At 63.6% G+C, this 22,772-nt stretch carries 26 protein-coding genes; 5 read left to right on the forward strand and 21 right to left on the reverse strand.

All coding sequences use genetic code 11. From position 1 onward, the window contains the following. Positions 1–69: 69 nt before the first annotated feature. From NKJ76_RS25680 to NKJ76_RS25700, 5 genes are all read right to left on the reverse strand, one after another. On the reverse strand, positions 70–849 hold the full coding sequence (locus NKJ76_RS25680) for a succinate dehydrogenase iron-sulfur subunit (RefSeq protein WP_352538665.1): 780 nt from the start codon (positions 847–849) through the stop codon (positions 70–72). 40 nt (positions 850–889) lie between these two features. Then, positions 890–2,719, reverse strand: a complete 1,830-nt coding sequence (gene sdhA / locus NKJ76_RS25685; RefSeq protein ID WP_352538666.1) for a succinate dehydrogenase flavoprotein subunit — start codon at positions 2,717–2,719, stop codon at positions 890–892. Between the two features lies 1 nt (position 2,720). Further along, positions 2,721–3,119 (reverse strand): succinate dehydrogenase, hydrophobic membrane anchor protein, encoded by a 399-nt coding sequence (sdhD, locus tag NKJ76_RS25690; protein ID WP_023683885.1) that lies wholly within the window; start codon positions 3,117–3,119, stop codon positions 2,721–2,723. Then, entirely contained in the window at positions 3,119–3,538 is a 420-nt protein-coding gene (gene sdhC / locus NKJ76_RS25695; RefSeq protein WP_023683884.1) for a succinate dehydrogenase, cytochrome b556 subunit, read from the reverse strand. The genes sdhD and sdhC overlap by 1 nt, the downstream gene beginning before the upstream one ends. Positions 3,539–3,778: 240 nt before the next feature. Beyond that, positions 3,779–4,249, reverse strand: coding sequence for a hypothetical protein (locus NKJ76_RS25700; protein WP_023709350.1), 471 nt, complete (start codon positions 4,247–4,249; stop codon positions 3,779–3,781). Positions 4,250–4,501: 252 nt separating this feature from the next. Here NKJ76_RS25700 and NKJ76_RS25705 point away from each other — a divergent pair, with 252 nt between their 5' ends. Next, the gene (locus tag NKJ76_RS25705; RefSeq protein ID WP_023687709.1) at positions 4,502–4,873 is read left to right on the forward strand and encodes a hypothetical protein; all 372 of its coding nucleotides are present in this window, start codon (positions 4,502–4,504) and stop codon (positions 4,871–4,873) included. A gap of 37 nt (positions 4,874–4,910) precedes the next feature. On the opposite strand, the gene NKJ76_RS25710 is transcribed toward NKJ76_RS25705, so the two are convergent. Then, positions 4,911–6,107, reverse strand: coding sequence for a GGDEF domain-containing protein (locus tag NKJ76_RS25710; protein WP_352538667.1), 1,197 nt, complete (start codon positions 6,105–6,107; stop codon positions 4,911–4,913). 163 nt (positions 6,108–6,270) lie between these two features. Between NKJ76_RS25710 and NKJ76_RS25715 the strand changes: the two genes are divergently transcribed. Then, complete coding sequence (locus tag NKJ76_RS25715; protein ID WP_352538668.1) at positions 6,271–6,582, forward strand: hypothetical protein; 312 nt, start codon at positions 6,271–6,273, stop codon at positions 6,580–6,582. A gap of 105 nt (positions 6,583–6,687) precedes the next feature. Here NKJ76_RS25715 and leuC read toward each other — a convergent pair whose 3' ends face one another. From leuC to rplS, 7 genes are all read right to left on the reverse strand, one after another. Beyond that, a complete protein-coding gene (leuC, locus tag NKJ76_RS25720; protein WP_352538669.1) occupies positions 6,688–8,097 on the reverse strand; it encodes a 3-isopropylmalate dehydratase large subunit in 1,410 nt (469 codons plus the stop codon). 277 nt (positions 8,098–8,374) lie between these two features. Then, positions 8,375–9,010 (reverse strand): class I SAM-dependent DNA methyltransferase, encoded by a 636-nt coding sequence (locus NKJ76_RS25725; protein ID WP_352538670.1) that lies wholly within the window; start codon positions 9,008–9,010, stop codon positions 8,375–8,377. 58 nt (positions 9,011–9,068) lie between these two features. Next, on the reverse strand, positions 9,069–9,875 hold the full coding sequence (locus NKJ76_RS25730; RefSeq protein WP_352538671.1) for an amino acid ABC transporter permease: 807 nt from the start codon (positions 9,873–9,875) through the stop codon (positions 9,069–9,071). 254 nt (positions 9,876–10,129) lie between these two features. Beyond that, entirely contained in the window at positions 10,130–10,930 is an 801-nt protein-coding gene (locus NKJ76_RS25735) for a transporter substrate-binding domain-containing protein (RefSeq protein WP_023687705.1), read from the reverse strand. 237 nt (positions 10,931–11,167) lie between these two features. Next, positions 11,168–11,665, reverse strand: coding sequence for a MarR family winged helix-turn-helix transcriptional regulator (locus tag NKJ76_RS25740; protein WP_352538672.1), 498 nt, complete (start codon positions 11,663–11,665; stop codon positions 11,168–11,170). Continuing rightward, on the reverse strand, positions 11,662–12,090 hold the full coding sequence (locus NKJ76_RS25745) for an organic hydroperoxide resistance protein (protein WP_023670524.1): 429 nt from the start codon (positions 12,088–12,090) through the stop codon (positions 11,662–11,664). Before NKJ76_RS25745 ends, NKJ76_RS25740 begins: the two co-directional genes overlap by 4 nt. Positions 12,091–12,243: 153 nt before the next feature. Beyond that, a complete protein-coding gene (rplS, locus tag NKJ76_RS25750) occupies positions 12,244–12,804 on the reverse strand; it encodes a 50S ribosomal protein L19 (RefSeq protein WP_023687704.1) in 561 nt (186 codons plus the stop codon). A gap of 326 nt (positions 12,805–13,130) precedes the next feature. Between rplS and NKJ76_RS25755 the strand changes: the two genes are divergently transcribed. Continuing rightward, complete coding sequence (locus NKJ76_RS25755; RefSeq protein ID WP_023745412.1) at positions 13,131–13,883, forward strand: sulfite exporter TauE/SafE family protein; 753 nt, start codon at positions 13,131–13,133, stop codon at positions 13,881–13,883. Here NKJ76_RS25755 and trmD read toward each other — a convergent pair. Both trmD and rimM read right to left on the reverse strand, forming a co-directional pair. Next, on the reverse strand, positions 13,865–14,563 hold the full coding sequence (gene trmD / locus NKJ76_RS25760; RefSeq protein WP_352538673.1) for a tRNA (guanosine(37)-N1)-methyltransferase TrmD: 699 nt from the start codon (positions 14,561–14,563) through the stop codon (positions 13,865–13,867). The two genes, NKJ76_RS25755 and trmD, sit on opposite strands and share 19 nt — an antisense overlap. Further along, a complete protein-coding gene (gene rimM, locus NKJ76_RS25765; protein ID WP_023715860.1) occupies positions 14,560–15,159 on the reverse strand; it encodes a ribosome maturation factor RimM in 600 nt (199 codons plus the stop codon). The genes trmD and rimM overlap by 4 nt, the downstream gene beginning before the upstream one ends. Before the next feature lie 96 nt (positions 15,160–15,255). On the opposite strand from rimM, the gene NKJ76_RS25770 reads away from it, so the two are divergent. Beyond that, positions 15,256–16,194 carry a tyrosine recombinase XerC gene (locus NKJ76_RS25770; RefSeq protein WP_352538674.1) on the forward strand — a complete coding sequence of 313 codons (939 nt, stop codon included), beginning with the start codon at positions 15,256–15,258 and terminating at the stop codon, positions 16,192–16,194. A 74-nt stretch (positions 16,195–16,268) separates the two neighbouring features. Continuing rightward, positions 16,269–17,330 carry a TraB/GumN family protein gene (locus NKJ76_RS25775; RefSeq protein ID WP_352538675.1) on the forward strand — a complete coding sequence of 354 codons (1,062 nt, stop codon included), beginning with the start codon at positions 16,269–16,271 and terminating at the stop codon, positions 17,328–17,330. An 855-nt stretch (positions 17,331–18,185) separates the two neighbouring features. Here the strand turns inward: NKJ76_RS25775 and lpdA are convergent. Genes lpdA through odhB form a run of 6 tightly spaced genes read right to left on the reverse strand, consistent with a single transcriptional unit; the run spans position 18,186 to position 22,765 of the window. Next, the gene (gene lpdA / locus NKJ76_RS25780) at positions 18,186–19,592 is read right to left on the reverse strand and encodes a dihydrolipoyl dehydrogenase (protein WP_352512796.1); all 1,407 of its coding nucleotides are present in this window, start codon (positions 19,590–19,592) and stop codon (positions 18,186–18,188) included. 23 nt (positions 19,593–19,615) lie between these two features. After that, on the reverse strand, positions 19,616–20,371 hold the full coding sequence (locus NKJ76_RS25785) for an SDR family oxidoreductase (RefSeq protein WP_352538676.1): 756 nt from the start codon (positions 20,369–20,371) through the stop codon (positions 19,616–19,618). Beyond that, positions 20,368–20,592 (reverse strand): hypothetical protein, encoded by a 225-nt coding sequence (locus tag NKJ76_RS32455; protein WP_023826882.1) that lies wholly within the window; start codon positions 20,590–20,592, stop codon positions 20,368–20,370. Before NKJ76_RS32455 ends, NKJ76_RS25785 begins: the two co-directional genes overlap by 4 nt. Next, a complete protein-coding gene (locus tag NKJ76_RS32460) occupies positions 20,582–20,722 on the reverse strand; it encodes a hypothetical protein (RefSeq protein ID WP_502902344.1) in 141 nt (46 codons plus the stop codon). The genes NKJ76_RS32455 and NKJ76_RS32460 overlap by 11 nt, the downstream gene beginning before the upstream one ends. Further along, the gene (locus NKJ76_RS25795) at positions 20,719–21,456 is read right to left on the reverse strand and encodes a DUF4241 domain-containing protein (protein WP_050485860.1); all 738 of its coding nucleotides are present in this window, start codon (positions 21,454–21,456) and stop codon (positions 20,719–20,721) included. The genes NKJ76_RS32460 and NKJ76_RS25795 overlap by 4 nt, the downstream gene beginning before the upstream one ends. 16 nt (positions 21,457–21,472) lie before the next feature. Next, positions 21,473–22,765: a 2-oxoglutarate dehydrogenase complex dihydrolipoyllysine-residue succinyltransferase gene (gene odhB / locus NKJ76_RS25800; RefSeq protein WP_023670535.1), complete on the reverse strand. Its 1,293-nt coding sequence runs from the start codon at positions 22,763–22,765 to the stop codon at positions 21,473–21,475. Positions 22,766–22,772: the final 7 nt, after the last annotated feature.

Genomic DNA, 22,772 nt, shown 5'->3' on the forward strand with positions numbered 1-22,772 from the left:
TCCTTTTTGAGGTGGAGGGACAGCACGGATCGCTTCAGACGACAATTTCGTCGACAACCAAGCCGGCAACTAAACCCGCCGCTCCACCATCATCTTCTTGATCTCGGCAATCGCCTTGGCCGGGTTGAGCCCCTTCGGGCAGGTCTGCGCGCAGTTCATGATGGTGTGGCAGCGGTAGAGCCGGAATGGGTCTTCGAGATCGTCGAGCCGTTCGCCCGTGGCTTCGTCGCGGCTGTCGATCAGCCAGCGATAGGCCTGCAGCAGCGTCGCCGGGCCGAGATAGCGGTCGCCGTTCCACCAATAGCTCGGGCACGAGGTCGAGCAGCAGGCGCATAGGATGCACTCGTAGAGCCCATCGAGCTTCTCGCGGTCTTCATGGCTCTGCAGCCATTCCTTGGCCGGCTCCGGCGACACTGTCTTCAGCCATGGCTGGATCGAGGCGTGCTGGGCGTAGAAATTGGTGAGGTCGGGCACCAGGTCCTTGACCACCTGCATATGCGGCAGCGGGTAGACTTTTACCGCGCCGGAAACGTCGTCGCAGCCCTTGGTGCAGGCCAGCGTGTTGGAGCCATCGATGTTCATGGCGCAGGAGCCGCAAATGCCTTCGCGGCAGGAGCGGCGCAACGCCAGCGTCGGGTCGATCTTGTTCTTGATCCAGAGCAGCGCATCGAGCACCATCGGCCCACAATCGTCCATGTCGACGAAATAGGTGTCGATGCGCGGGTTCTCGTCATCGTCGGGCGACCAGCGGTAGATGCGGTATTCCCGCAGGTTGGTGGCGCCCTCCGGCTTCGGCCAGGTCTTGCCCGGCTGCACCTTGGAGTTCTTGGGAAGCGTGAGTTCGACCATTACCTCAGGTCCTTTCGGATGACGAGCTTCGGCACCATGGTCAGTACACCCTGGCCTTGGGCGCGATCTTGGCGAGGCTGATGCCGCCGTCCTTTTCCGCCACCAACGGTTCGGTGTGCACCGGACGATAGCTGAGGCTCACTTGGCCGTCCTCGCTTAGCCGGGCCAGCGTATGCTTGCGCCAGATAGTGTCGTCGCGGGCCGAGAAATCTTCGCGCGCATGCGCGCCGCGGCTCTCCTTGCGCGCCTCGGCGCCGTAGACCGTGGTGATGGCGTTGGCCATCAGATTTTCCAGCTCCAGCGTCTCGACCAGATCGGAATTCCAGATCATCGAACGGTCGGAGACTTTCAGGTCCTTGAGCTCGGTCCATATCTGCGAAATGCGCTTGCAGCCGTTTTCGAGCGACTCCTGTGTGCGGAACACGGCCGCGTCTTCCTGCATCGCCTTCTGCATTTTCTCACGCAGAACGGCGGTTGGCGTCGACCCATTGGCGTGGCGCAGCCGGTCGAAGCGATCCATGATCTTTTCGACCGAGGCTTCGTTGGGCGAAGGGATCGCCGAATTACGGTCGATGACCAGGCCGGCACGGATTGCGGCGGCGCGGCCGAACACCACCAGATCGATCAACGAGTTCGAGCCCAGCCGGTTGGCGCCGTGCACGGAGGCACAGCCGGCCTCGCCGACCGCCATCAGCCCGGGTGACACCCGGTCAGGATTCTCGACGGTCGGGTTCAGCACCTCGCCCCAGTAATTGGTCGGCACGCCGCCCATATTGTAGTGCACCGTCGGCAGCACCGGGATCGGCTCCTTGGTCAGGTCGACGCCGGCGAAAATCCTGGCCGATTCCGAAATGCCCGGCAGCCGCTCATGCAGCACGGCCGGATCGAGATGATCGAGATGCAGGAAAATATGGTCCTTGTTCTTGCCGACCCCGCGGCCTTCGCGGATCTCCAGCGTCATGCAACGCGAGACGACGTCGCGCGAGGCCAGGTCCTTGGCCGACGGCGCGTAGCGTTCCATGAAGCGCTCGCCCTCGGAATTGACGAGATAGCCACCCTCGCCGCGCGCGCCTTCGGTGATCAGGCAGCCGGCGCCATAGATGCCGGTCGGATGAAACTGCACGAACTCCATATCCTGCAGCGGGAAGCCGGCCCGTGCCGCCATGCCGCCGCCGTCGCCTGTACAGGTGTGCGCCGACGTCGCCGAGAAATAGGCGCGGCCATATCCGCCGGTCGCCAGCACCACCATCTTGGCGGAGAAGCGATGGATGGTGCCGTCGTCGAGGTTCCAGGCGACGACGCCGGTGCAGGTGCCGTCCGGTTCCATGATCAGGTCGAGCGCAAAATACTCGATGAAGAACTGTGCATTGTTCTTCAGCGACTGGCCGTAGAGCGTGTGCAGGATGGCGTGACCGGTGCGGTCGGCGGCAGCACAGGTGCGCTGCACCGGCGGGCCGTCGCCATAATTCATCATGTGTCCGCCGAACGGCCGCTGGTAGATCTTGCCCTCTTCGGTGCGCGAGAACGGCACGCCGTAATGCTCGAGCTCGTAGACCGCCGCCGGTGCCTCGCGCACCAGATATTCCATGGCGTCGACGTCGCCCAGCCAGTCCGAACCCTTGACGGTGTCGTACATGTGCCACTGCCAGGAGTCCGGACCCATGTTGGACAGCGACGCCGCAATGCCGCCTTGTGCCGCCACCGTGTGCGAGCGGGTCGGGAACACTTTGGTGATGCAGGCCGTGCGCAGGCCCTGCTCGGCCATGCCGAGCGTGGCGCGCAGGCCGGCGCCGCCGGCGCCGACGACCACCACGTCGAACTTGTGGTCGACAAAGGTATAGCCGGTGGCCGATTTCGCGTCCTTGGCCAAATCAGCCTCCGAATGCCAGTTTGAGCAGGGCGAAGATCGAGGCGACGCCGACCGCTATGGTGAAAAACGTGCTGAGTGCGATCAGCGCCAGCTTCATGCCTTCGGCATGCACGTAATCCTCGATAATGACCTGCATGCCGACACGCATATGGGTGAGACCGGAAACGAGCACCAGCGCCAACACCAGCGCCACGAACGGACTGGCGAGCGCCGCCCGCACCTCTGCGAAGCCGGCGCCATTGAGCGCGATCAGGAACCCGACGAAGAACAGTATCAGCGGGATGTTGGCAATGGCCGTCAGCCGCTGTCGCCAGAAATGCCCGGTGCCTTCGCGGGCCGAGCCCAGACCGCGGACCTTGGCCAGCGGCGTGCGCATATCGTTGTTGTTCGTGCCGCTCATCACAAGGTTCCCCGCGCCATGTAGCCGGCGACCCAGATCAGCAGCGTGAGCAGGATGGAACCGGCGAGCGTCGCCCAGGCGATCTTCGATGCCGTGTGTTTCTCCAGCCCGGCGCCGGTGTCCCAGACGAGATGGCGCACGCCGCCCAGCATGTGGTGCATCAGCGCCCAGGTGTAGCCGAACAGGATGAGCCGGCCGAGCCAGGTGCCGAAGGCCCAGTTGATCCAATCGAAAGCGCCTTGCGAACTCGCCGCCGCCATCAGCCACGCGGCGACCAGCAGCGTGCCGAAATACAGCGCCCCGCCAGTGATGCGGTGAATGATCGACATCGTCATGGTGATCGGTGGGCGGTAAATCGTCAGGTGCGGCGAGAGCGGCCGTTCACGTCTGGCGGTTCGGGTGGCTGGTGATTTGCTCATGGCTGCCCCAGTTCGATGTCCGGAGCCGCGGTGGAAAGCGGCACTTACCGCCTCGATATATGACTTCAGACAGCCGGTTTCTAATGCTCTTTTTGCACCGCGTCAAAGCCGGAAAATCGTTTTGAAAACGTCATTTAGTCTGACAAAAGGCTGCTGTTTCGCTTCAATCGATTTGGCCACCGTCGAAAGCCGGCGCACCGTTCGCTGCAGTGCGGCATTTCCTTTGCAATCGACGCCAGGCTATCGTTTGCAGGTCTGTGGTGTCGAGCCCCTCTTCATCACCAGCGCCTCGCGCGCGTCGATCACGATTGCGTCATGCGACGCGGCTTCCTGGTAGCGGCTGGACTGGTTGGCGGGTGATGCGGCAAACTCCTCGGTCGTGCCATCGGGCCTGACAACGCGCAACGCCGTGCCGAGGTTCTGGATGGTGATCATGCCGCCATTGCCGCATCTGTAAGTTGCCGTGCCGACAGCAGACCGCGGCGCGGTAAGGTCGGTGACGATCTTGGCTGAAGGTGCGGCAGGCGCTGTCGGAGCCGTTGCGGAAGCCGGGGGCGCCACAGGTGCGGCGGACTGCTGAGCCGGCACGGGCGCGACAGTGGGTGGTACGGTATTCACCGCCGTCGGCGCGCCGTTCTGCGGCACGCAGGCTGCGGCAGTCAGCAAGGGGATCGACAACAGCGTCACCCGAAACGTCCGGCGTAACGCCATATGCTGTCCTCCTGCGCGGCTAACTAGCCGCGATGTTCCACCAAGATCAAGCTCACCCGACGTCAGCGTAGTTGTGTGCGTCGCGGCCGATGGTGCGGGCAAGCATGGCCGAATGATGGCGCCCGGGTTTCCATCCCGTCGGATATTAACCATGTTTGGCGAGAGATCGCCGCGGGATGCGCCTGCCCTCTTAACAAAGGTTAAGAAAAGGTTAATTTCCGATTCGATCGGGTCCACAGCAGAGAGGACACCATGCTTTCGAATTCAGGAAGAGCGCGCCTTGCGGCGCTTGTGCTGGCGACAGCCAGTCTCGGCTTCGCCGCCCCGGCAATGGCCTGGTCGCGCCATCATGACCGCGTCTATGCCGATTCCCTAGGCAATCTCGTCATCGACAGCGCCGCCGGCTACAAGCGCATCATTGTCGGCCAAGGCAGGCTGGCCAAAAAATTGTCCGACTACACCAGCGCCGGGCAGCCGGAAGCGGAACCGGAAGTCCTTTATGAAGACGAGGCGGATCACATCTCCAGGCGTGGCTGCTACCAGCCGCCGGTGTTCGTGAAGGGCCGCTCCTATATGTACGGCCTCTCCGATGGCGAAATGCCCAACCTCAGCCCTTGCCGCTGATGATCCGGCACGGCCGAGAGGCCGTTTAAGCGAGACGCTAACCGACGCTGCCTGTATCCGGGATGAACACCGTTTCCGCCCGCTCATAGGACAATCGCACGCTGTCGCGGCCGTTCTTCTTGGCCTTGTAGAGCGCTTCGTCGGCGCGCCGCATCAGCGGCTCCAGCCCTTCGTCGCCGGTGCGCGCCGCGACGCCGAAGCTCGCGGTCACCCTGGTGCCCGGCGGCAACCCGTCGACACTGCCGGCCGAATAGTGCGTGCGCACGGCTTCGGCAAACAGCCGCGCCGTGGCAAGATCGCTCAGCGACAGAAGCACGGCGAACTCCTCGCCGCCGATGCGGCCGGCAACCGCACGCGTGCCGGCGGCCGCGCGAAGCTTAGCGGCGAAGTCGGCGATCACCTGGTCGCCCGCGGCATGTCCATATTTGTCGTTGAGCGCCTTGAAGTGATCGAGATCGGCCAGCACCAGCGCGACCGGCACCTTGGCGGCGGCGCAGTGTTGCAGCACCAGCAAGGCGCGCTCCTCGAAACCCCTGCGGTTGAGCAGGCCAGACAGCGGGTCGGTGTGCGTCTCGGTCTTCAGCGCCTTCATCACGTCGAGCGCAGCTGCCGAGAACAGGCAGAGCGCGATCAGCAACGACAGCAGCGCGTGCGTCAAAAGCGCCGTCGTCCAGTAGGACGAGCCATAAAACCCATCATAGCTGGTGAACGGCCCGTGCCAGATGACGACGAGCAGCGTGCGGCCGATGAAGTTCAGCCCGGACAGCAGCGACAGTACGAACAGGATTTTTTCCGTCGGGCCGTTCTTGCGCACGGCGCGCAGTTCGGCGGAGACCAGCAGGCTGAGGCCGCCAAAGCCGAAATTGATCGACAGGATGCGCCAAGTCAAGTCCGGCTGGACGAACAGGAACCAGCAGAATGCGACCATCCCGCCACCCGCCAGAATGCCGATCGCGATATAGGGCACGCGCCTGCCGTAGCGCGAGATGATCGCACCGACGAGGCAGCAGGCGGCGAGCGTGAAGCAGAGGTTGGAGACCAGCTTGGTCAGCACCATGCCGCCGGGCAGCGTGAAATACTGCAGCAGGAAGCCCGGCGCGGACACGCAATAGCTCGTGCCGAGCACAGCCAGATAGGGCCGGTGGCGCTGGTAGAACCACAGCACGAGGAACGCCGCGCCGAGCGCCAGCGCGATCGTCGGATTGAGCAGCGCTATGAACAGGCCGGTGTCCAAAGGACGGTGACTTCCCCGCTTGACGTCAGGGAAGACCTTAGAGCGCAAGCCCCAACAAGCGGTTAAGCCGGGACGAATATGCAAGTCGCCACTCATGAATCTGCTGCACGGAACCGGGACCTGAGGCAGGCGTTTCGTGACAGCAATCAAGGAGAAGTTATTCATGGCCGACACGATCACGCTGACCGATCACGAAGCAATTCGCTCATGGGCCGCAGGGCGCGCCGGATTTCCGGCGATCGTCGATGTATCGCCCGAAACCGGAACGCAGCCGTTGCTGAGGCTCGTCTTCGGCCAGCACGCCTATCAGGACCAGGATAAGCCTGAACGCCCGGTCAACGCAGGCGGCTACGAGTTGGTCGAATGGGACGAGTGGTTCAAGATCTTCGACGAGCGCGAACTGGCGCTGGTGGTCGCGGCCGACGAACCCGGCAGCCGGGAGGAATTTCATGAAATCATCCGGCGTGCCGGCTAGGGCATATACCCAAGGGTCTTAGAGCGGCGCGCATTAAACAAAACCCCGAACGGTTTTGCCGTTCGGGGTTTGCATAAGCTCAGATCAGGCTTGAAACAGTCTGCGCTATTTCCAGTCGCGGATGTCGACGAAATGGCCGGCGATCGCCGCCGCTGCCGCCATCGCCGGCGACACCAGATGGGTGCGGCCCTTGAAGCCTTGCCGGCCCTCGAAATTGCGGTTCGAGGTCGAGGCGCAGCGCTCATGCGGCTTCAGCCGGTCGTCGTTCATGGCCAGGCACATCGAGCAGCCCGGCTCGCGCCAGTCGAAACCGGCGGCGATGAAGATCTTGTCGAGACCTTCGGCTTCCGCCTGTTCCTTGACCAGACCGGAGCCCGGCACGATCATCGCATCGACATGCGCACTCACCGTCTTGCCTTCGACCACCTTGGCCACCGCACGCAGATCCTCGATGCGGCCATTTGTGCAGGAGCCGATGAAGACGCGGTCGAGCGTGATGTCGGTGATCTTCGTGCCCGGCGTCAGGCCCATATAGTCGAGCGCGCGGATCTTTGACGTCCGCTTGTTCTCGTCCGTGATCTCTTCCGGATTGGGAACGACGCCCTGCACCGAAACGACGTCCTCGGGCGAGGAACCCCAGGAGACGATCGGCGGCAGCTTGGCCGCGTCGAGCACGATCACCTTGTCGAAATGCGCGCCCTCGTCGGACTGCAGCGTCTTCCAGTATTCGAGCGCGGCGTCCCACGACGCGCCCTTCGGCGCGCGCGGCTTGTCCTTGACATAGGCGAAGGTGGTTTCGTCGGCCGCGATCAGGCCGGCGCGCGCGCCGCCCTCGATCGACATGTTGCAGATCGTCATGCGGCCTTCCATTGACAGCGCGCGGATCGCCTCGCCGGCATATTCGATGACATAGCCGGTGCCGCCGGCGGTGCCGATCTCGCCGATGATGGCCAGGATGATGTCCTTGGCGGTGACGCCTTCAGGCAGCACGCCGTCGACGCGCACCAGCATGTTCTTGGCCTTGCGCTGGATCAGCGTCTGGGTCGCCAGCACATGCTCGACCTCGGAGGTGCCGATGCCATGTGCCAATGCGCCGAAGGCGCCATGCGTCGAGGTGTGGCTGTCGCCGCAGACGATGGTCATGCCAGGCAGCGTGAAGCCCTGCTCCGGCCCGATGATATGGACGATGCCCTGGCGGATATCGTTTTCGGAGTAATATTCGACGCCGAAATCCCTAGCGTTCTTGGCCAAGGCCTCGACCTGAATGCGGCTTTCCTCGTTCTTGATGCCGAACTTGCGCTCCGGCGAGGTCGAGACATTGTGATCGACCACGGCCAGCGTCTTTTCCGGATGCCGGACTTTTCTGCCGGTCATGCGCAGGCCTTCGAAAGCCTGCGGGCTGGTCACTTCATGAATGAGATGGCGATCGATGTAGAGCAGGCAGGTGCCATCGTCCTGGCGGTCGACGACGTGGTCGTCGAATATCTTGTCATAAAGGGTGCGCGGTGCGCTCATGTGCGTAAATCCGTCGATTTGCAAAAAAGGGAAGGGCAGACGCGCCGAAGCCTTCGGCCCGGCGAAAGCGGCTTAGCTACGTCGGCTGGTGAGCGCGCCGGAAATGCGCGAAGAGAAACGCGACGGCAGGCGTTTTCTGTCCTGCAGCACGAAACTCTTATAGGCCGGATCGCCAAAAAGCTCTTCCATGGCGTGGCTCATACCAATGTTTTGGGTTTTCGGCAATTGCGGCGTGTTTTCCCTTCTCCCTAGTGGGAGAAGGCGAAGAGGGCGGCGCTCAAACCACCTCGAATACGAAAGTCTTCACCAGCGCGTCCGGCTCGGCGATCGCATAGCAGCGGAACCATGGGCTTTGCTCGACCGGCCGCCATTTCCCGGCCCGTTCCAACTCATCGAACACGTCCTGGAAGCCGCCGCTTTCGAAAACCTGGTCGCGCACGGTGAAGATGGCGTGGCCGCCTTTCCTGGTGATGCGGACAAGCTCGTGCAGGCCGGACGCCGGCGCATGGCTGATGGTGAACACGCCAGTCGAGAAGAAGGCGCGGAAATGCCCGTCCGGCCAGGGTAGCGGCCCGCCGAGCATGGCCTGCTTCAGATCGCCATAGGCATTGCGGCTGCCGGCGATCTTCAGCATGTCGTCGGAGAGGTCGAGGCCGGCAATGTCGTGATAACCCAGCGCCTTCAATGACGGGCCTGACAGGCCGGTGCCGCAGCCGGCGTCGAGCAGCGGGCCTTCACCCACCTTCACATGGCGCGCCACCCAGGCGGTGATCAGGAACGGCAGCAGATAGCCGAGCGAAGCGGTCTCGCCGTCATAGGTCGCGGCCCAGTCTGCATAGGCCTTGGCCAGCCCTTCCGGCGTGTCGGCCGAATAGACGGTACCCAGCGCCGCATTGGCCTTGTCGATCGTCATCGCCTGCATCCTCCGGAATCCTGTCCTCCGCGATCGTAGCCGTGCCCGCGTCGGACTTCTATTCCTGCTGCGCCCGCCGCAGTCGTTGCTCCAGCCCCCGCAGCGCCAGCGACAGGCTGACGGTGAGGATGAGATAGATATAGGCGACGATCGAATAGGTCTCGAAGAAGCGGAACGAGCCGGCGGCGTAGATCTTGCCCATCTGCGTGATGTCGGCGACGCCGAGCACCGAGACCAGCGAGGAATCCTTGACCATGGCGACGAAGTCATTGCCGAGCGGCGGCAGGATGGTGCGGATCGCCTGTGGGAACACGATCAGCCGGAAGCGCTGCGTGCGCGTCAGCCCGAGCGCCTTGGCAGCCTCGATCTGGCCTTTCTCGACCGACTGGATGCCGGCGCGGAAGACCTCGGAGATGAAGGCGGAATAACCGATGGTCAGCGCCATGATTGCACGCCACAACAGCGACACGTCGCGCACCAAAAGCTCGCCGAGATAGCCGGCGTTTTGCAGCGGCGCGGTCAGCGCATTCCACGCAGCCACGAAGGCCGGCGCGCCGGCGAAGGCGATCCAGAACAACAGCACCAGGATCGGCACGCCGCGGATGATCTCGACATAGAAACGAGCGATCTGCCTGAGCCAACGCGACCCCGACAACGCCATCAGCGCAATGCCGAGACCGACGGCGGAAGCCAGCGCGAAGGCGACCACGGTGACAAGAATGGTGATGCCGATGCCTTTGGCGACGGTGGCAAAAACCTGGGCGTATAGATCGCTGGCGGCAATGCAGAGCGCAGCCACGATGGCGAGCGCGATCGCAGCGGCAAGCCACCAGGGAAAATCGGATTTTGGGGTTGAGGCGAGCATCAATGCCCAACGCTGGTGAACAGCTGCGCTCGCAAGATCTGCCGATCTCCCCCCTTGCGGGGGAGATGTCCGGCAGGACAGAGGGGGGTGCTGTCCCTCCAACCTGCCAAACGGTTACAGTCACAACCTTTGGCCTCTTTGGAAAAGCTTAAAACAAAAGGGAGGCGATCCTTCACACCCCCCTCTGCCCTGCCGGGCATCTCCCCCGCAAGGGGGGAGATCGGCAGCTTCAGCGGCCGTCGCACCAAGACGGCCTACTGCCCCATCTTGTAGTCGAGAAACCACTTCTTGTTCAGCGCCTCGATCGTGCCGTCGGCCTTCAGCGCCGCGATCGCCGCGTTGACCGGCTTCACCAGGTCCGAGCCCTTCGGGAAGATGAAGCCAAAATCCTCGGTGCCGAGCGGGCCGCCGATCAGCTTGAGCTTGCCGCCGGAGGCATCGACATAGCCTTTGCCGGCGGTGCCGTCGGTCAGGACGACATCGACGTCGCCGGATTTCAGTGCCTGCACCGAAGCGCCGAAGGTCTCGAACTGCTTGATGCGCGGGTTCTGCTCATTGCCGTCGAGCACGCTGTAGACGGCGGTGTAGAACGGCGTCGTTCCGGCCTGCGCGCCGATCAACCCGTCCTTGAAGGCGGCGAAGGTCTTGGCGTCGGTGAAGCGGCTTTCATCGGCGCGCACCAGCATGAACTGCTCCGAACGCATATAGGGGTCGGAGAAATCGACCTTCTCCTTTCGGTCGTCCTTGATGGTGATGCCGGTCATGCCAATGTTGTACTGGTTGTCGGAAACCGCCTGGATCATCGCGTCCCAGGAGGTGTTCTGGTACTCCACCTTGAAGTTCAGCCGCTTGGCGATTTCGTCCATCGCGTCATACTCCCAGCCGATCTGCTTGCCGGTCTTGGCGTCGATGAACTGCAGCGGCGGATAGGCGTTTTCCGTCACCACCACGACCTTCTTGCCGCCGAGATCGGGCAGCGCATCGGCCGCCCATGCAGCGACGGGCGCGAGGAAACAGGCCGCGAGGGCGGCCAGCAGCAGCTTCGATTTGGTCATGACACGCTCCAGGATGAGAAGCCCGCTTGCAGCCGGGCTCGCATGAAAATCCAGGCGCGACTTTAGCCGTCCGCAGACGGCTTGCAAGCTGGTCCGGTGCTCAGCGTCCGGTGAAAGCGGATTCCAATGCCTTCAACCAACGCGGTTTTAGAACGCCCCGTGGTCGGAATTTATTCCGTGATTGCGCCGCCGGCAAACCAGGCCCCTCCTGGACACGGGAACCCGTCAGATGACGGATCAGGATGGTGACGTAGCCTCACGCAGCTTGGCGACAAATCCGGTCAAGGTCTGGTGCAGCGACTTCAGCTCCTCGACTTCCAGCGGCATGGCGCAGGCAAGGCCTGCGGATACGTCCTTGATGTGGGCGCGCAGCGCCTGGCCCTTGGCAGTCGGTTCGACCAGCACGCGGCGCTCGTCGGCCGGATCGCGACGGCGGGTGACGAGACCAGCCGCTTCCATCCGCTTGAGCAGAGGCGTCAATGTCGCCGAATCCAGCCCCAGCGCCTCGCCGAGTTCGCCGACCGTGCTCGGCGCATGCTGCCACAGCGCCAGCATCGCCAAATATTGCGGATAGGTCAGGCCGAGCGGGTCAAGCAGCGGCCGATAGAGCTTGGTCATCAGCCCGCTCGCCGAATAGAGCGCGAAACAGAGCTGCTGGTCGAGGCGCGGAACGGCGATCCTCCCGGCGGTGTCCGCCGGGACTTCGCTGGCCCTGGTTTCGGTCTTCGTCGTCATGCTGCCTTTGCCGGAAGCGCCACGGTCGAAAGCGCCACCTCGACATTGCCTTTGATCGCATTGGAATAGGGGCAAATCTGATGCGCGGCCGATACAAGCGCTTCCGCCGCCGCCTGATCAAGGCCTTTGGTCTCGGCGGCCAGTGCGACACCAAGTTTGAAGCCTTCACCATTGGGAAGCAGGCTGACGGTGGCGCTCACCGCCGCATCGTCCAGCGGCAGCTTCTGCTTGCGCGCGACGAAGCGGATGGCGCTTTCGAAGCAGGCGGCATAGCCGACCGCGAACAGCTGCTCGGGATTGGTGGCGCCACCCTGTCCGCCGAGCTCCTTCGGCAAAGCGAGGTCGACCTTCAGCAGGCCGTCGCTGGTCTCGCCGTGGCCGGCGCGGCCGCCGGTGACGCGAGCCTGTGTGGTGTAGAGTGCCATGTCAGTTCTCCATTTTATTTGTAAACTATCATTTAGTGTACAAGATAATTCGGGTCAACAGCCATGGCCAAACTCTCGGCCGGCAATCGTTCACAGTCTGGTGAAACGAAAAAAGGCGGCCGAAGCCGCCTTTTCAAAATCCTTGGACCAGGTTTATTCGGCCGGGGTCGCTTCCGCCGCCTTTGCAGCCTCGTCGGCGGCCTTGGCGGCTTCGTCGACGGCCTTCTTCTCGGCAGCTTCCTTGGCGGCCGTCTCGGCGGCCAGCGCCTGGGCAGCGGCAACCTTCTCGGCTTCGATGCGGGCCTTCTCGGCGTTCAGCGCGTCGCGTTCCTCATCGTTGAGCTTGCGGGCGCGCACGCCGGTGTTTTCCGAAATACGGGCCGACTTGCCGCGACGGTCGCGCAAATAATAGAGCTTGGCGCGGCGCACCTTGCCGCGGCGCACGATCTCGACGCCTTCGACCATCGGCGAGTAGACCGGGAAAACGCGCTCGACGCCTTCGCCGTAGGAGATCTTGCGGACGGTGAAATTTTCCTGGAAGCCGGCGCCGGCGCGGGCGATGACGACGCCCTCATAGGCCTGGACGCGGGTGCGGGTGCCTTCGGTCACGCGGACCTGGACGCGCACGGTGTCGCCGGGCTGAAACTCGGGAAGCTTGCGCTTGGCTTCGATCTTGGCGGCCTGTTCGGCCTCGAGCTGACGGATGATATCCATCTCAATAGTCCACTTCTTGTTCTTCCGACAGTCAGAGCGTCCGACACTCGCCTTGCAGTTCCATTGACCGCTCGGCTATGCCCTTTGTCCCCGAGACATCTTGTCTTCGAAACATTGGGCAGGGGCGACTACACCGTCATTGTTGACGGGTCCGGGAGATTTTTCTCGCCAGTACGGGCGGGCACATACAGCTATTTCACTGACTTGTCACGCCTTGGCCCTGTCTTTTTTGGTCGCATGCCACCACGCAATCGTCCAGTGCAGGGTTGCGCCGGCCCTTCAAGCTTCCTAATCCGGGAGCAGCACACTTGTCCGGCGGCCTCACAATGTCTGTTTTCGACGCAGTCCTGCTCTTCCTCGCGGGTTTTCTGTCAGGCGCCGTCAACGCCGTTGCCGGCGGCGGCACCTTCATAACCTTCGGCGCCATGACGCTGGCCGGCCTGCCGCCGATCGTCGCCAACGCCACCTCCTCGGTGACGCAGTTTCCCGGTTACATCACCTCGACGCTGGCTTACTGGACCGACATCAAGCATTTCTGGCGCGGCGCGCTGCTGCTTTGCCTGATCTCGGCTTTGGGCGCGCTGGCTGGTGCGCTCATCCTGCTGGCGCTCTCAAATCCGTCGTTCCGCGCCCTCGTGCCGTGGCTGCTGCTGGCCGCAACCGCCTTGTTCGCCGCCGGGCCGTGGCTCAAACCAACGCCGAAGCCTGGGCATGAAGCCACGGTCGGCTCTCTGACCGGTTCGCTGGCGCAGTTCGCCACCGCCATCTATGGCGGCTTCTTCGGCGCCGGCATGGGCGTCATGATGCTGGCGACGCTCGGCCTGACGCAATCCGGCGACTATCACCGGCTGAACGCGCTGAAGAACATGCTGGCCGTGGTCATCGCCGCCGTTGCCATACTGGTCTTCGTTTCCGGCGGCGTTGTTGCCTGGCCGCAGGCAATCGTCATGATCCCCGGCGGCGCGCTCGGCGGCTATGCCGGCGTCTGGATCGCCAAGCGCGTGCCGCAAAACGCAGTACGCGGCTTCGTCATCGCCGTCGGCCTGTTTCTCGCCGTCTACTACTTTGCCAAGGGCTGAGCGGCGAGCAAATCCGGCCGGCGCTCCCTGGTCAGCTTCTCGGACTCGGCGCGCCGCCACGCGGCGATCTTCTTGTGATTACCGGAGACCAGCACGTCGGGGATGGGGCGGCCTTCGAACTCCTGTGGCCGCGTGTAATGCGGGTGTTCGAGCAGGCCGTTCTCGAAACTTTCTTCCTCGCCCGACACCGCATTGCCCATGACGCCGGGCAACAGCCGCACAACGGCGTCGAGCAGTACGAGCGCCGCCGGCTCGCCGCCCGACAGGATGAAATCGCCGATGGAGACCTCTTCCAGTCCACGCGCCTCGATCAGCCGCTGGTCGACGCCCTCGAACCGGCCGCAAACGATGAGGGCGCCTGGCCCGCCAGCCAGTTCGCGCACGTGCGCCTGCGTCAGCGGCTTTCCACGCGGGCTCATCAGCAAACGCGGCCGCGGATCGCCCGCCGGCGACGTGTGGTCGATCGCCTTGGCCAGCACATCGGCGCGCATCACCATGCCGGCGCCACCGCCGGCCGGCGTGTCGTCGACGGTGTGATGGCGATCGCTGGCGAAGTCGCGGATCTGGATAGCTTCCAGCGACCATGTCCCGACTTCGAGCGCCCGTCCGGCCAGCGACAGGCCTAGCCCGCCCGGAAACATCTCGGGATAGAGCGTCAGCACCGACGCCTTGAACGTCACCGGTTGCCTCCGGCTTCGCGCGGCCCGCGCGGTCGGCCCTTCGCGTCGAAATCTTCTTCGCGCGGCGCGTCGCCATCCTCATCCTCGACAAGGCCGGCGGCTGCCGGGTCGACGCGGAGAAAACCTTCGGCGATCGAAACCTGAGGCACGGCGGCCTGGGTGAACGGGATCAGCACGCCTTTGCGCCCGCCGAGGGTAACGTCGAGAATGTCGCCGCCGCCGAAATTATGCACCGCCACCACCTTGCCGATGACCGCGCCCTTATCGTCGCGGACTTCAAGTCCGACGAGATCGGCGTGGTAGAATTCGTCCTCCTCGCCATCGTCGGGCAGCATCGAGCGGTCGACGAACAGCTCGGTTCCGGCCAGCGCCTCGGCGGCGTTGCGGTCGGCAATGCCCTTGAAGCGCACCACCACGACGGTGTTGGCGGGCCTGATGTCGATGATCTGGAAGGCGCGGCCGTCCTTGGCATAGAGCGGCCCATAATCGGCCAGCGCCATCGGCTCGCCAGTGAAAGTCTTCACCCGCAATTCGCCCTTGATGCCGTGGGCGGCGCCGATCACGGCCATTTGCACGGGGTTCTGGGGCTTCGACATGGCTGATATCCTTTGCCCTGCTCTAACGCCCTACCGGCGTCATTTCAATGACAGGTTCTTCACCGCTTCCTAACCCGGCTGCCTGACAATGGCGGCATGCAGGAATTTCTCATCCCGGCAAAACCCGACCTCCAGGCAGCGCGCGAAAGCTGGCTGAAGATGCTGGCGCGCGAGCGCCGGCTGTCGCCGGCGACCGTCGAAGCCTATGAGCGCGACACGCGCCAGTTCCTGCATTTCCTCACAGGGCATTGCGGCGGCTCGCCTGGTCTTTCCGACATCGCCACTCTGCGCCCGGCCGATCTGCGCGGCTTTCTTGCCGCGCGGCGCAACGCCGGCGCCGGCGCCCGCACGCTCGGACGCGGCCTCGCCGGCATCCGCTCGCTGCTGCGGTTTCTCGAGCGGCGGGGTCTCGCCAATGCCGCCGGTGCCGCGGCGTTGCGCGCGCCGCGCCAGCCGAAATCGCTGCCCAAGCCGCTGACCGCCAGCGATGCCAAACATGTCGTGTCGGTGGACTGCCGGCTGGCTGAAGAGCCTTGGATCGCTGCCCGCAACGCCGCCGTGCTGACGCTGCTTTATGGATCGGGCCTGCGCATTTCCGAAGCGCTGGGCCTCAGCGCCGCCGACCTGGCATCGGAAGCCGACACCGTGCTGCGCGTCACCGGCAAGGGTGGCAAGACACGGCTGGTGCCAGTGCTGCCGGTGGCGCTCAGGGCAATCGCCGAATACCGAAAACTTTGCCCCTATCATCTCGACCCCAAGGGCCTGCTGTTTCGCGGCGCCCGCGGCGGGCCGCTCAACCCGGCCATCGTCCAGCGCGACATGGCCAGGCTGCGCTCGGCGCTGAACCTGCCCGACACCGCGACGCCGCACGCGTTGCGCCATTCCTTCGCCACCCATCTGCTCGGGCGCGGCGGCGACCTGCGCACCATCCAGGAACTGCTCGGCCACGCCAGCCTGTCGACGACGCAGGTCTATACCGGCGTCGAAACGGCAAGGCTGCTCGAGATTTACGAATCCGCGCATCCCCGCGCGTGACCACTGTATAAGTCCAGGACAATTTCCCCACGCCGGTTAACCGTTTCGCCGCTTTTCAGTCCTAGAACCGCACCATGAAACGCGCCCTTGCCATTGCCGATCGCGCGGCCCTTGTGTCGCTGAAGCTGCTCGTCGCGCTCAACGCCGTGTTTTGCCTGTCTTTTCTCGTCGCACTGCTGCTTGCCATGGGCAGGTCGCACGCCGAAGCCCCGGCCTGCGCCGGCGCCGATCTGCTATCGGCCCTGCAGAAGGAAGACCCCGCCGCCTATGCCAGGATCGAGACGGAAGCAGCAGCAACGCTGAACGGCAAGGGCCTGTTGTGGAAGTTGGAGAAATCAGGCGAAAAGCCGTCCTTCCTGTTCGGCACCATGCACATGACCGACCCGCGCGTGACCACTCTGCCGCCGGCAGCCAGGAAAGCCTATGACGCTGCCGGCACCATCATCATCGAGACCACCGACGTGCTCGACAAGCAGAAGATGATGGAGGCCATGCTCAAGGAACCCGAGCTGATGATGTTCACCGACAACACGACGTTGTCGTCGCTGTTGTCGCCGGAGGATGCGGCGGTGGTGAACAAAGGGCTCGATGCGCGCGGCATTCCGCCGGCGAGCGTCTCCAAGATGAAGCCGTGGCTGCTGTCGGCCATGGTCGCGCTGCCGGTCTGTGAGGTCGCCCGTCAGGCAGGCGGCGCACCGGTTCTCGACGTCAAGCTGGCGCAGGACGCCAAGGCTAATGGCAAGCCGGTGGAAGGGTTGGAGACCGCAGCCAGCCAGCTGCGCGCCATGGCCTCGCTGCCGCTTGCGTTCCACATCAAGGGGCTGGTCGAGACCCTGAAGCTCGGCGACAAGATAAACGACATCAACGAAACCATGATCGTGCTTTACCAGCGCGGCGACACCGGCACCTTCTGGCCGCTGTTGCGTTCGATCTCGCCCGACGAAGACGACGCAGGTTACGCCGAATTCGACCGGACGATGATCACCGGCCGCAACAAGGTCATGGCCGACCATGCCACACCGATCCTGGCCAAGGGCAATGCCTTCATGGCCGTCGGTGCCATGCATCTTCCCGGCCCCGAAGGCCTGGTCGAGGATTTTCGCAAGGCCGGCTATACCGTCACCGCCGTCGACTGAGCAGCGCCCGTCTTGAATACCGAATCACGTAAGCCCGGCTCTGTGCGGTGCGCAACTGATTCGCAAAGCGGAGGCGGTTGGCCCTATTTTTGGCGGAAAAGGCCAGCTAAGCTCGTTCTACCTCGTTCGTGATTGATTTTGCGGGGGAAATACAGGCCAACAAGCGGTTGCGAATCAGAATTTTCCTGCGTTCGTCAATTTGAAGGCCTAGTATGAACCCGTTCAACGGTTGCGCGTTGAGGGGTGTTGATTGATGCTTTTCATCCACGGAGGACACTTTTATGGCGAACCCTAACGATCCAGCGCCCAGGTCGGGTGGTGGCAGCGGCTGGCTGATTGCGCTGGTCGTCGTCATCCTTGCGATTGTCGCGTACTATGTTTTCGGCAGAAGCGGCGAACATCCTGCGCCCGCAGAGCCGCCGGCAGCCAGCACACCGGCGCCCGCACCTGCACCGGCTGAGCCGATGAAGCCCGCCGAACCGGCTCCCGCACCAGCCCCTGCGCCCGCACCGGCTCCTGCGCCAGCTCCGGCACCCGCGCCTGCTCCGGCGCCGAGCCCGTAATCTGGCCAACTGATCTGGCATCTTGTTCCAGCCAAGAACGGCCTGCTGAAAGGCGGGCCGTTTTGTTTGGGGCACCTATCGGCGAGCGTCGCGATTCTTCACCGCCCCCTCTGTCCTGCCGGACATCTCCCCCTCGAGAGGGGAGATCGGCAGTTCACGAACAGTGCCAGGTTAGAAACGTGAGAAACTTGAAAGCTCGCGACGCGGCGGTGAAGTCCAATCTCCCCCCTTGCTTGAGGGGGAGATTGCCGGCAGGCCAGAGGGGGGGGGGTGCTGTCCCTCCAGCGTTTCCTTAAATATGGATCGGCTTGAAGAACGTCGCCAGCGCTGCTTCCTTCACCGCTTCCGACATTGTCGGATGCGCGTGGCAGGTGCGGGCGAGGTCTTCGGAAGAGCCGCCGAACTCCATCAGCACCGCCGCCTCATGGATCATCTCGCCGGCGCCGAAGCCGACAATGTGGACGCCGAGCACGCGGTCGCTGGCTTTGTCGGCGAGGATCTTCACGAAGCCGTCTGTGTGCAGCATGGCGCGCGCGCGGCCGTTGGCGGTGAACGGGAATTTGCCCATCTTGTAGTCGATGCCGGCCTTCCTCAGCTCTTCCTCTGTCTTGCCGACCGAAGCGATTTCCGGGCTGGTGTAGACGACGCTCGGAATGACGTCGTAATTCACGTGGCCGGCCTGGCCGGCAATGGTCTCGGCCACCGCCACGCCTTCATCCTCGGCCTTGTGCGCCAGCATCGGCCCGGCGATGACGTCGCCAATGGCGTAGATGCCGGCCACGTTGGTCCTGAGATGCCCGTCGGTCTTGACCCGGCCGCGCTCGTCGACCTCGACGCCGGCTTCTTTCAACCCGAGGCTGTCGGAATAGGCCCGGCGTCCGGTCGAGATCAGCACCGCGTCGGCCTCGATGGTCTCGGCCGCACCACCCTTGACCGGCTCGAAGGTAACGGCGGCGCCCTTTTTGGCCTTGGTCACCCCTGTCACCTTGGCGCCGAGCTTGAACTCGAAACCCTGCTTGGAAAGCAGGCGCTGGAACTGCTTGGAGACCTCGCCGTCCATGCCGCCCAGGATGGCGTCGAGGAATTCGACCACGGTGACCTTGGCGCCGAGCCGTGCCCATACCGAGCCGAGCTCCAGACCGATGACCCCACCGCCGACAACCACCAGATGTCCCGGCACCTTCTCCAGCGACAGCGCGCCGGTCGACGACACGATCACCTTCTCGTCTATGTCGACCTTGACGCCGGGAATGCCGGCGACATCGGAGCCCGTGGCAATAACGATATTTTTCGTCTCGATCTCCTCGACCTTGCCGTCCTCGGCCGTCACCGACACCTTGCCGGCCGCAACCACCTTCCCGGTGCCACGGAAACTATCGATCTTGTTTTTCTTGAACAGGAAGGCGACGCCATTGACGTTGGCCGAAACGGTCGCGTCCTTGTGCGCCATCATCTTCTTCAGATTGAGTTTCGGCGCCGGTATCTCGACGCCCAGCGCATCGAAGGAATGGCCGGCCTCGGCGAACATCTCCGAGGCATAAAGCAGCGCCTTGGATGGGATGCAGCCGATGTTCAGGCAGGTGCCACCGAAAGTGGCGTTCTTCTCGACCACCGCGACCTTGAGCCCGAGCTGTGCCGCCTTGATGGCGCAGACATAGCCGCCCGGTCCCGACCCGATGATAACGACATCATAAGCCATGTTCGTTTCCCTTAGCTTGGGGCTCAGCGGCCGCCGCTTACATTCAGGATTGCGCCCGTCGTGTAGGACGCTTCATCCGACAAAAGATAGAGAACGGCATACGCGACTTCATCGGCCGTGCCGGCTCGTTTCATTGGCAGCATGTCGCGGAACCGCTCGACCCGGTCCGGCTGGCCGCCCGAAGCATGGATCTCGGTGTCGATAATGCCCGGCCGTATCGCATTGACCCGCACGCCTTCGGTCGCGACTTCGCGCGCCAGGCCGAGCGTGAACGTGTCGATCGCCGCCTTGGACGCGGCATAGTCGACATATTCGCCGGCCGAGCCGTGTAGCGACGCCGCCGACGAGATGTTGACGATGGCGCCGCCCTGGCCGCCATGCTTGCTCGACATGCGTTTGACCGCTTCGCGCGCGCACAGGAACGAGCCTATGACGTTGATGCGCATCATGCGCTCCAGCCGCGCCAGGCTCATCTCGTCGACGCGCGCCTTGACGTCGACGATTCCGGCATTGTTGACCAGGGCGTCGAGCCGGCCATAGGCGCTATCGACGGCTTCGAACACGGCGACGATGTCAGCCTCGACGCCGACATCGCCCTTGACCGCTATCGCTTCACCGCCACCGGCCTCGATCTCGGCGACCAGCGCCTGGGCCGCGGCCTCGTTTGCGGCATAGTTGACCGCGACGCGGTAGCCGGCCTTCGCCGCAAGCCGGCAAGTGGCCGCACCAATGCCGCGGCCGCCGCCGGTGACCAGAAGAACTTTCTTCGCCGCGCTCATTCCTGGCAACCTTTCAGCAAAAACACATCCCACGGCAGTTTCGAAAAACCGATGGAGCCAAAGGCGGACGACATCTGCAACGATGGACCCAGATCGGGGAAGATCAGGCTCTGCGGCGCGTCCGTGCCTTCCGCCGCCAGGAGCGCGATGTTGCCCTTATCGTCGGCGCTGTAGACGACACCCTGCCACACCGTGCAGCCGGCAAGCTCGTCACCGGTCAATGCCGGCCTCGCTTTCGGCATCGCCATAGACAGCAAGCGCCAGCGGGCAGGCGGCATGCGCCTCGTAACCCGCTGCGAGAACAGCCAGCCCGGCCATAAATCCGATCATTGGCGAAGCGATGTTTGTCATGAATTGCTCGGGCTGCTCTCGCGGCCGTCGGCGTTTTCGAGCACCTCGAAATCGGTCATCAAGACCAGCGGCTCGCCGGCCGCATCCAGTCCCCAGAAGGAATAATAGTTCCCATCACCGAAGCCAGTGTCGAACATGGCTATATTAAGCGGATTTCCATCAACCGGATTATCCATGCGGAACTTGTCGAACGAGCATGCAACGTCAGCAAGATAGCTGTCGAGTTCCTCCTGCTCGGACATCAGCGTCAGAACCGACTTGTCCATGAACGAAGCAACATTATCATCGACAATAAATCCAGACTTCCAGGACGATGTGCCGACGTCGCGGACGAAGGCAGCCAACTCCCACCGCACCGGCAAGCCAGTGCCAAACCGCAATACCGCTGCAGCAACACGGCCTTGCGCCTCAAGCAACGTGACTGGATAGCATCCCGGCCTGACCTTACGGCTAAACACAGGCCGTTCCAGCCCGGTAATCAGTGGATCGCAAGCGATGATTTCGCCGGTCGGTAGCTCAAGCTCACCGATCGCGGTGACGATGATCTTCCGCTCCGCCATTTCGGCTTCGCTGAGAGCGAAGACACCGAGATTGCTGCTCGCCGGCGCCGAATCCCATTCAGTCGATGTGGCCGGCGGAGAGATGGCGGCGGAAGCCGCCGGCCGGGAACGCCTCAATACGCTACCCGCTACTCGACCGAGCTTGAACCCAAACCGCGCCAGCCAGCCGCTCATGACGGATCAGCTCCGATCACAAATCAAGCACCAGCCGTTCGGGATCCTCCAGGCTATCCTTGACGCGGACCAGGAAGGTCACGGCTTCCTTGCCGTCGACGATACGGTGATCGTAGCTCAGCGCCAAGTACATCATCGGCCGGATCACGATCTGGCCGCCGACCACGACCGGCCGGTCCTGGATCTTGTGCATGCCCAAAATCCCGGACTGCGGCGCATTGAGGATCGGCGTCGACATCAGCGAGCCGTAGACGCCGCCGTTGGAGATCGTGAACGTGCCGCCTTGCATGTCGGCGACCGAGAGCTTGCCGTCACGCGCGGCGATGCCCAGCCGGCCGATATCCTTCTCGATCTCGGCAATCGACATTTGGTCGGCATTGCGCACCACTGGCACGACGAGACCCTTTTCGGTGCCGACGGCAACGCCGATATGGGCATAGTTCTTGAAGATGATGTCGGTGCCGTCGATCTCGGCATTGACCGAGGGGATTTCCTTCAATGCGTGCGTAACCGCCTTGGTGAAGAAGCCCATGAAGCCGAGCTTCACGCCATGCTTCTTCTCGAAGATGTCCTTGTACTTGGTCCTGAGCGCCATCACCGCCGACATGTCGACCTCGTTGAAGGTGGTCAGCATGGCGGCGGTCGACTGCGCTTCCTTCAGCCGGCGCGCAATGGTCTGGCGCAGCTTGGTCATGCGCACGCGCTCCTCGCGCGACGCATCGTCGCCCGAAGACGGCGCACGCACAGCGACCGGAGCCGGTGCGGCCTTCGGAATTTCGGCCGGCTGCGACGGCGCGCCCTTGGAAATCGCGTCGAGCACATCGCCCTTCAGCACCTGGCCGCGCTTGCCCGACCCGGAAACCTGGTCGACCGACAGATTGTTCTCGGCGATCAGCTTCGCGGCAGCTGGCGCCGGCGGCATGGTGCGCGGCTCGACCGGCCCGGCGTCGCCGGCTATCTTGGCGGTCTCAGCCGCAGCCTGCCTGGTCGTGTGCGCTGCGTCCGGGCTCGAAGCCTGCGACACCGCTTGCGGCTTGGTCTCCTGCTTGGACGCCGGGGCGGCCGTGGCGACGCCTGCCGAGATCGAACCCAGCAACGCGCCGACGCCAACGGTCTCGCCTTCCTTGGCGGTGATCTCGCCCAGCGTGCCGGCGGCGGCAGCAGGCACCTCCACCGTCACCTTGTCGGTTTCGAGCTCGACCAGCGGCTCGTCGACGGCAATGGCATCGCCGACCTTCTTGAACCACTTGCCGATGGTCGCCTCGGTGACGGATTCGCCGAGAGTGGGAACGCGGATTTCGGTAGCCATTGTGCCT

Source organism: Mesorhizobium sp. M0029 (genome assembly GCF_040323735.1).
Classification (GTDB): domain Bacteria; phylum Pseudomonadota; class Alphaproteobacteria; order Rhizobiales; family Rhizobiaceae; genus Mesorhizobium.

Excerpts from the sequence above, each read along its gene's own strand:
- NKJ76_RS25680 (WP_352538665.1), bottom strand. The coding sequence starts at position 849 with ATGGTCGAACTCACGCTTCCCAAGAACTCCAAGGTGCAGCCGGGCAAG.
- sdhD (WP_023683885.1), bottom strand. The coding sequence starts at position 3,119 with ATGAGCGGCACGAACAACAACGATATGCGCACGCCGCTGGCCAAGGTC.
- sdhC (WP_023683884.1), bottom strand. The coding sequence starts at position 3,538 with ATGAGCAAATCACCAGCCACCCGAACCGCCAGACGTGAACGGCCGCTC.
- NKJ76_RS25700 (WP_023709350.1), bottom strand. The coding sequence starts at position 4,249 with ATGGCGTTACGCCGGACGTTTCGGGTGACGCTGTTGTCGATCCCCTTG.
- NKJ76_RS25705 (WP_023687709.1), top strand. The coding sequence starts at position 4,502 with ATGCTTTCGAATTCAGGAAGAGCGCGCCTTGCGGCGCTTGTGCTGGCG.
- NKJ76_RS25715 (WP_352538668.1), top strand. The coding sequence starts at position 6,271 with ATGGCCGACACGATCACGCTGACCGATCACGAAGCAATTCGCTCATGG.
- leuC (WP_352538669.1), bottom strand. The coding sequence starts at position 8,097 with ATGAGCGCACCGCGCACCCTTTATGACAAGATATTCGACGACCACGTC.
- NKJ76_RS25725 (WP_352538670.1), bottom strand. The coding sequence starts at position 9,010 with ATGACGATCGACAAGGCCAATGCGGCGCTGGGTACCGTCTATTCGGCC.
- NKJ76_RS25730 (WP_352538671.1), bottom strand. The coding sequence starts at position 9,875 with ATGCTCGCCTCAACCCCAAAATCCGATTTTCCCTGGTGGCTTGCCGCT.
- NKJ76_RS25735 (WP_023687705.1), bottom strand. The coding sequence starts at position 10,930 with ATGACCAAATCGAAGCTGCTGCTGGCCGCCCTCGCGGCCTGTTTCCTC.
- NKJ76_RS25740 (WP_352538672.1), bottom strand. The coding sequence starts at position 11,665 with ATGACGACGAAGACCGAAACCAGGGCCAGCGAAGTCCCGGCGGACACC.
- NKJ76_RS25745 (WP_023670524.1), bottom strand. The coding sequence starts at position 12,090 with ATGGCACTCTACACCACACAGGCTCGCGTCACCGGCGGCCGCGCCGGC.
- rplS (WP_023687704.1), bottom strand. The coding sequence starts at position 12,804 with ATGGATATCATCCGTCAGCTCGAGGCCGAACAGGCCGCCAAGATCGAA.
- NKJ76_RS25755 (WP_023745412.1), top strand. The coding sequence starts at position 13,131 with ATGTCTGTTTTCGACGCAGTCCTGCTCTTCCTCGCGGGTTTTCTGTCA.
- rimM (WP_023715860.1), bottom strand. The coding sequence starts at position 15,159 with ATGTCGAAGCCCCAGAACCCCGTGCAAATGGCCGTGATCGGCGCCGCC.
- NKJ76_RS25770 (WP_352538674.1), top strand. The coding sequence starts at position 15,256 with ATGCAGGAATTTCTCATCCCGGCAAAACCCGACCTCCAGGCAGCGCGC.
- NKJ76_RS25775 (WP_352538675.1), top strand. The coding sequence starts at position 16,269 with ATGAAACGCGCCCTTGCCATTGCCGATCGCGCGGCCCTTGTGTCGCTG.
- lpdA (WP_352512796.1), bottom strand. The coding sequence starts at position 19,592 with ATGGCTTATGATGTCGTTATCATCGGGTCGGGACCGGGCGGCTATGTC.
- NKJ76_RS25785 (WP_352538676.1), bottom strand. The coding sequence starts at position 20,371 with ATGAGCGCGGCGAAGAAAGTTCTTCTGGTCACCGGCGGCGGCCGCGGC.
- NKJ76_RS32460 (WP_502902344.1), bottom strand. The coding sequence starts at position 20,722 with ATGACAAACATCGCTTCGCCAATGATCGGATTTATGGCCGGGCTGGCT.
- NKJ76_RS25795 (WP_050485860.1), bottom strand. The coding sequence starts at position 21,456 with ATGAGCGGCTGGCTGGCGCGGTTTGGGTTCAAGCTCGGTCGAGTAGCG.
- odhB (WP_023670535.1), bottom strand. The coding sequence starts at position 22,765 with ATGGCTACCGAAATCCGCGTTCCCACTCTCGGCGAATCCGTCACCGAG.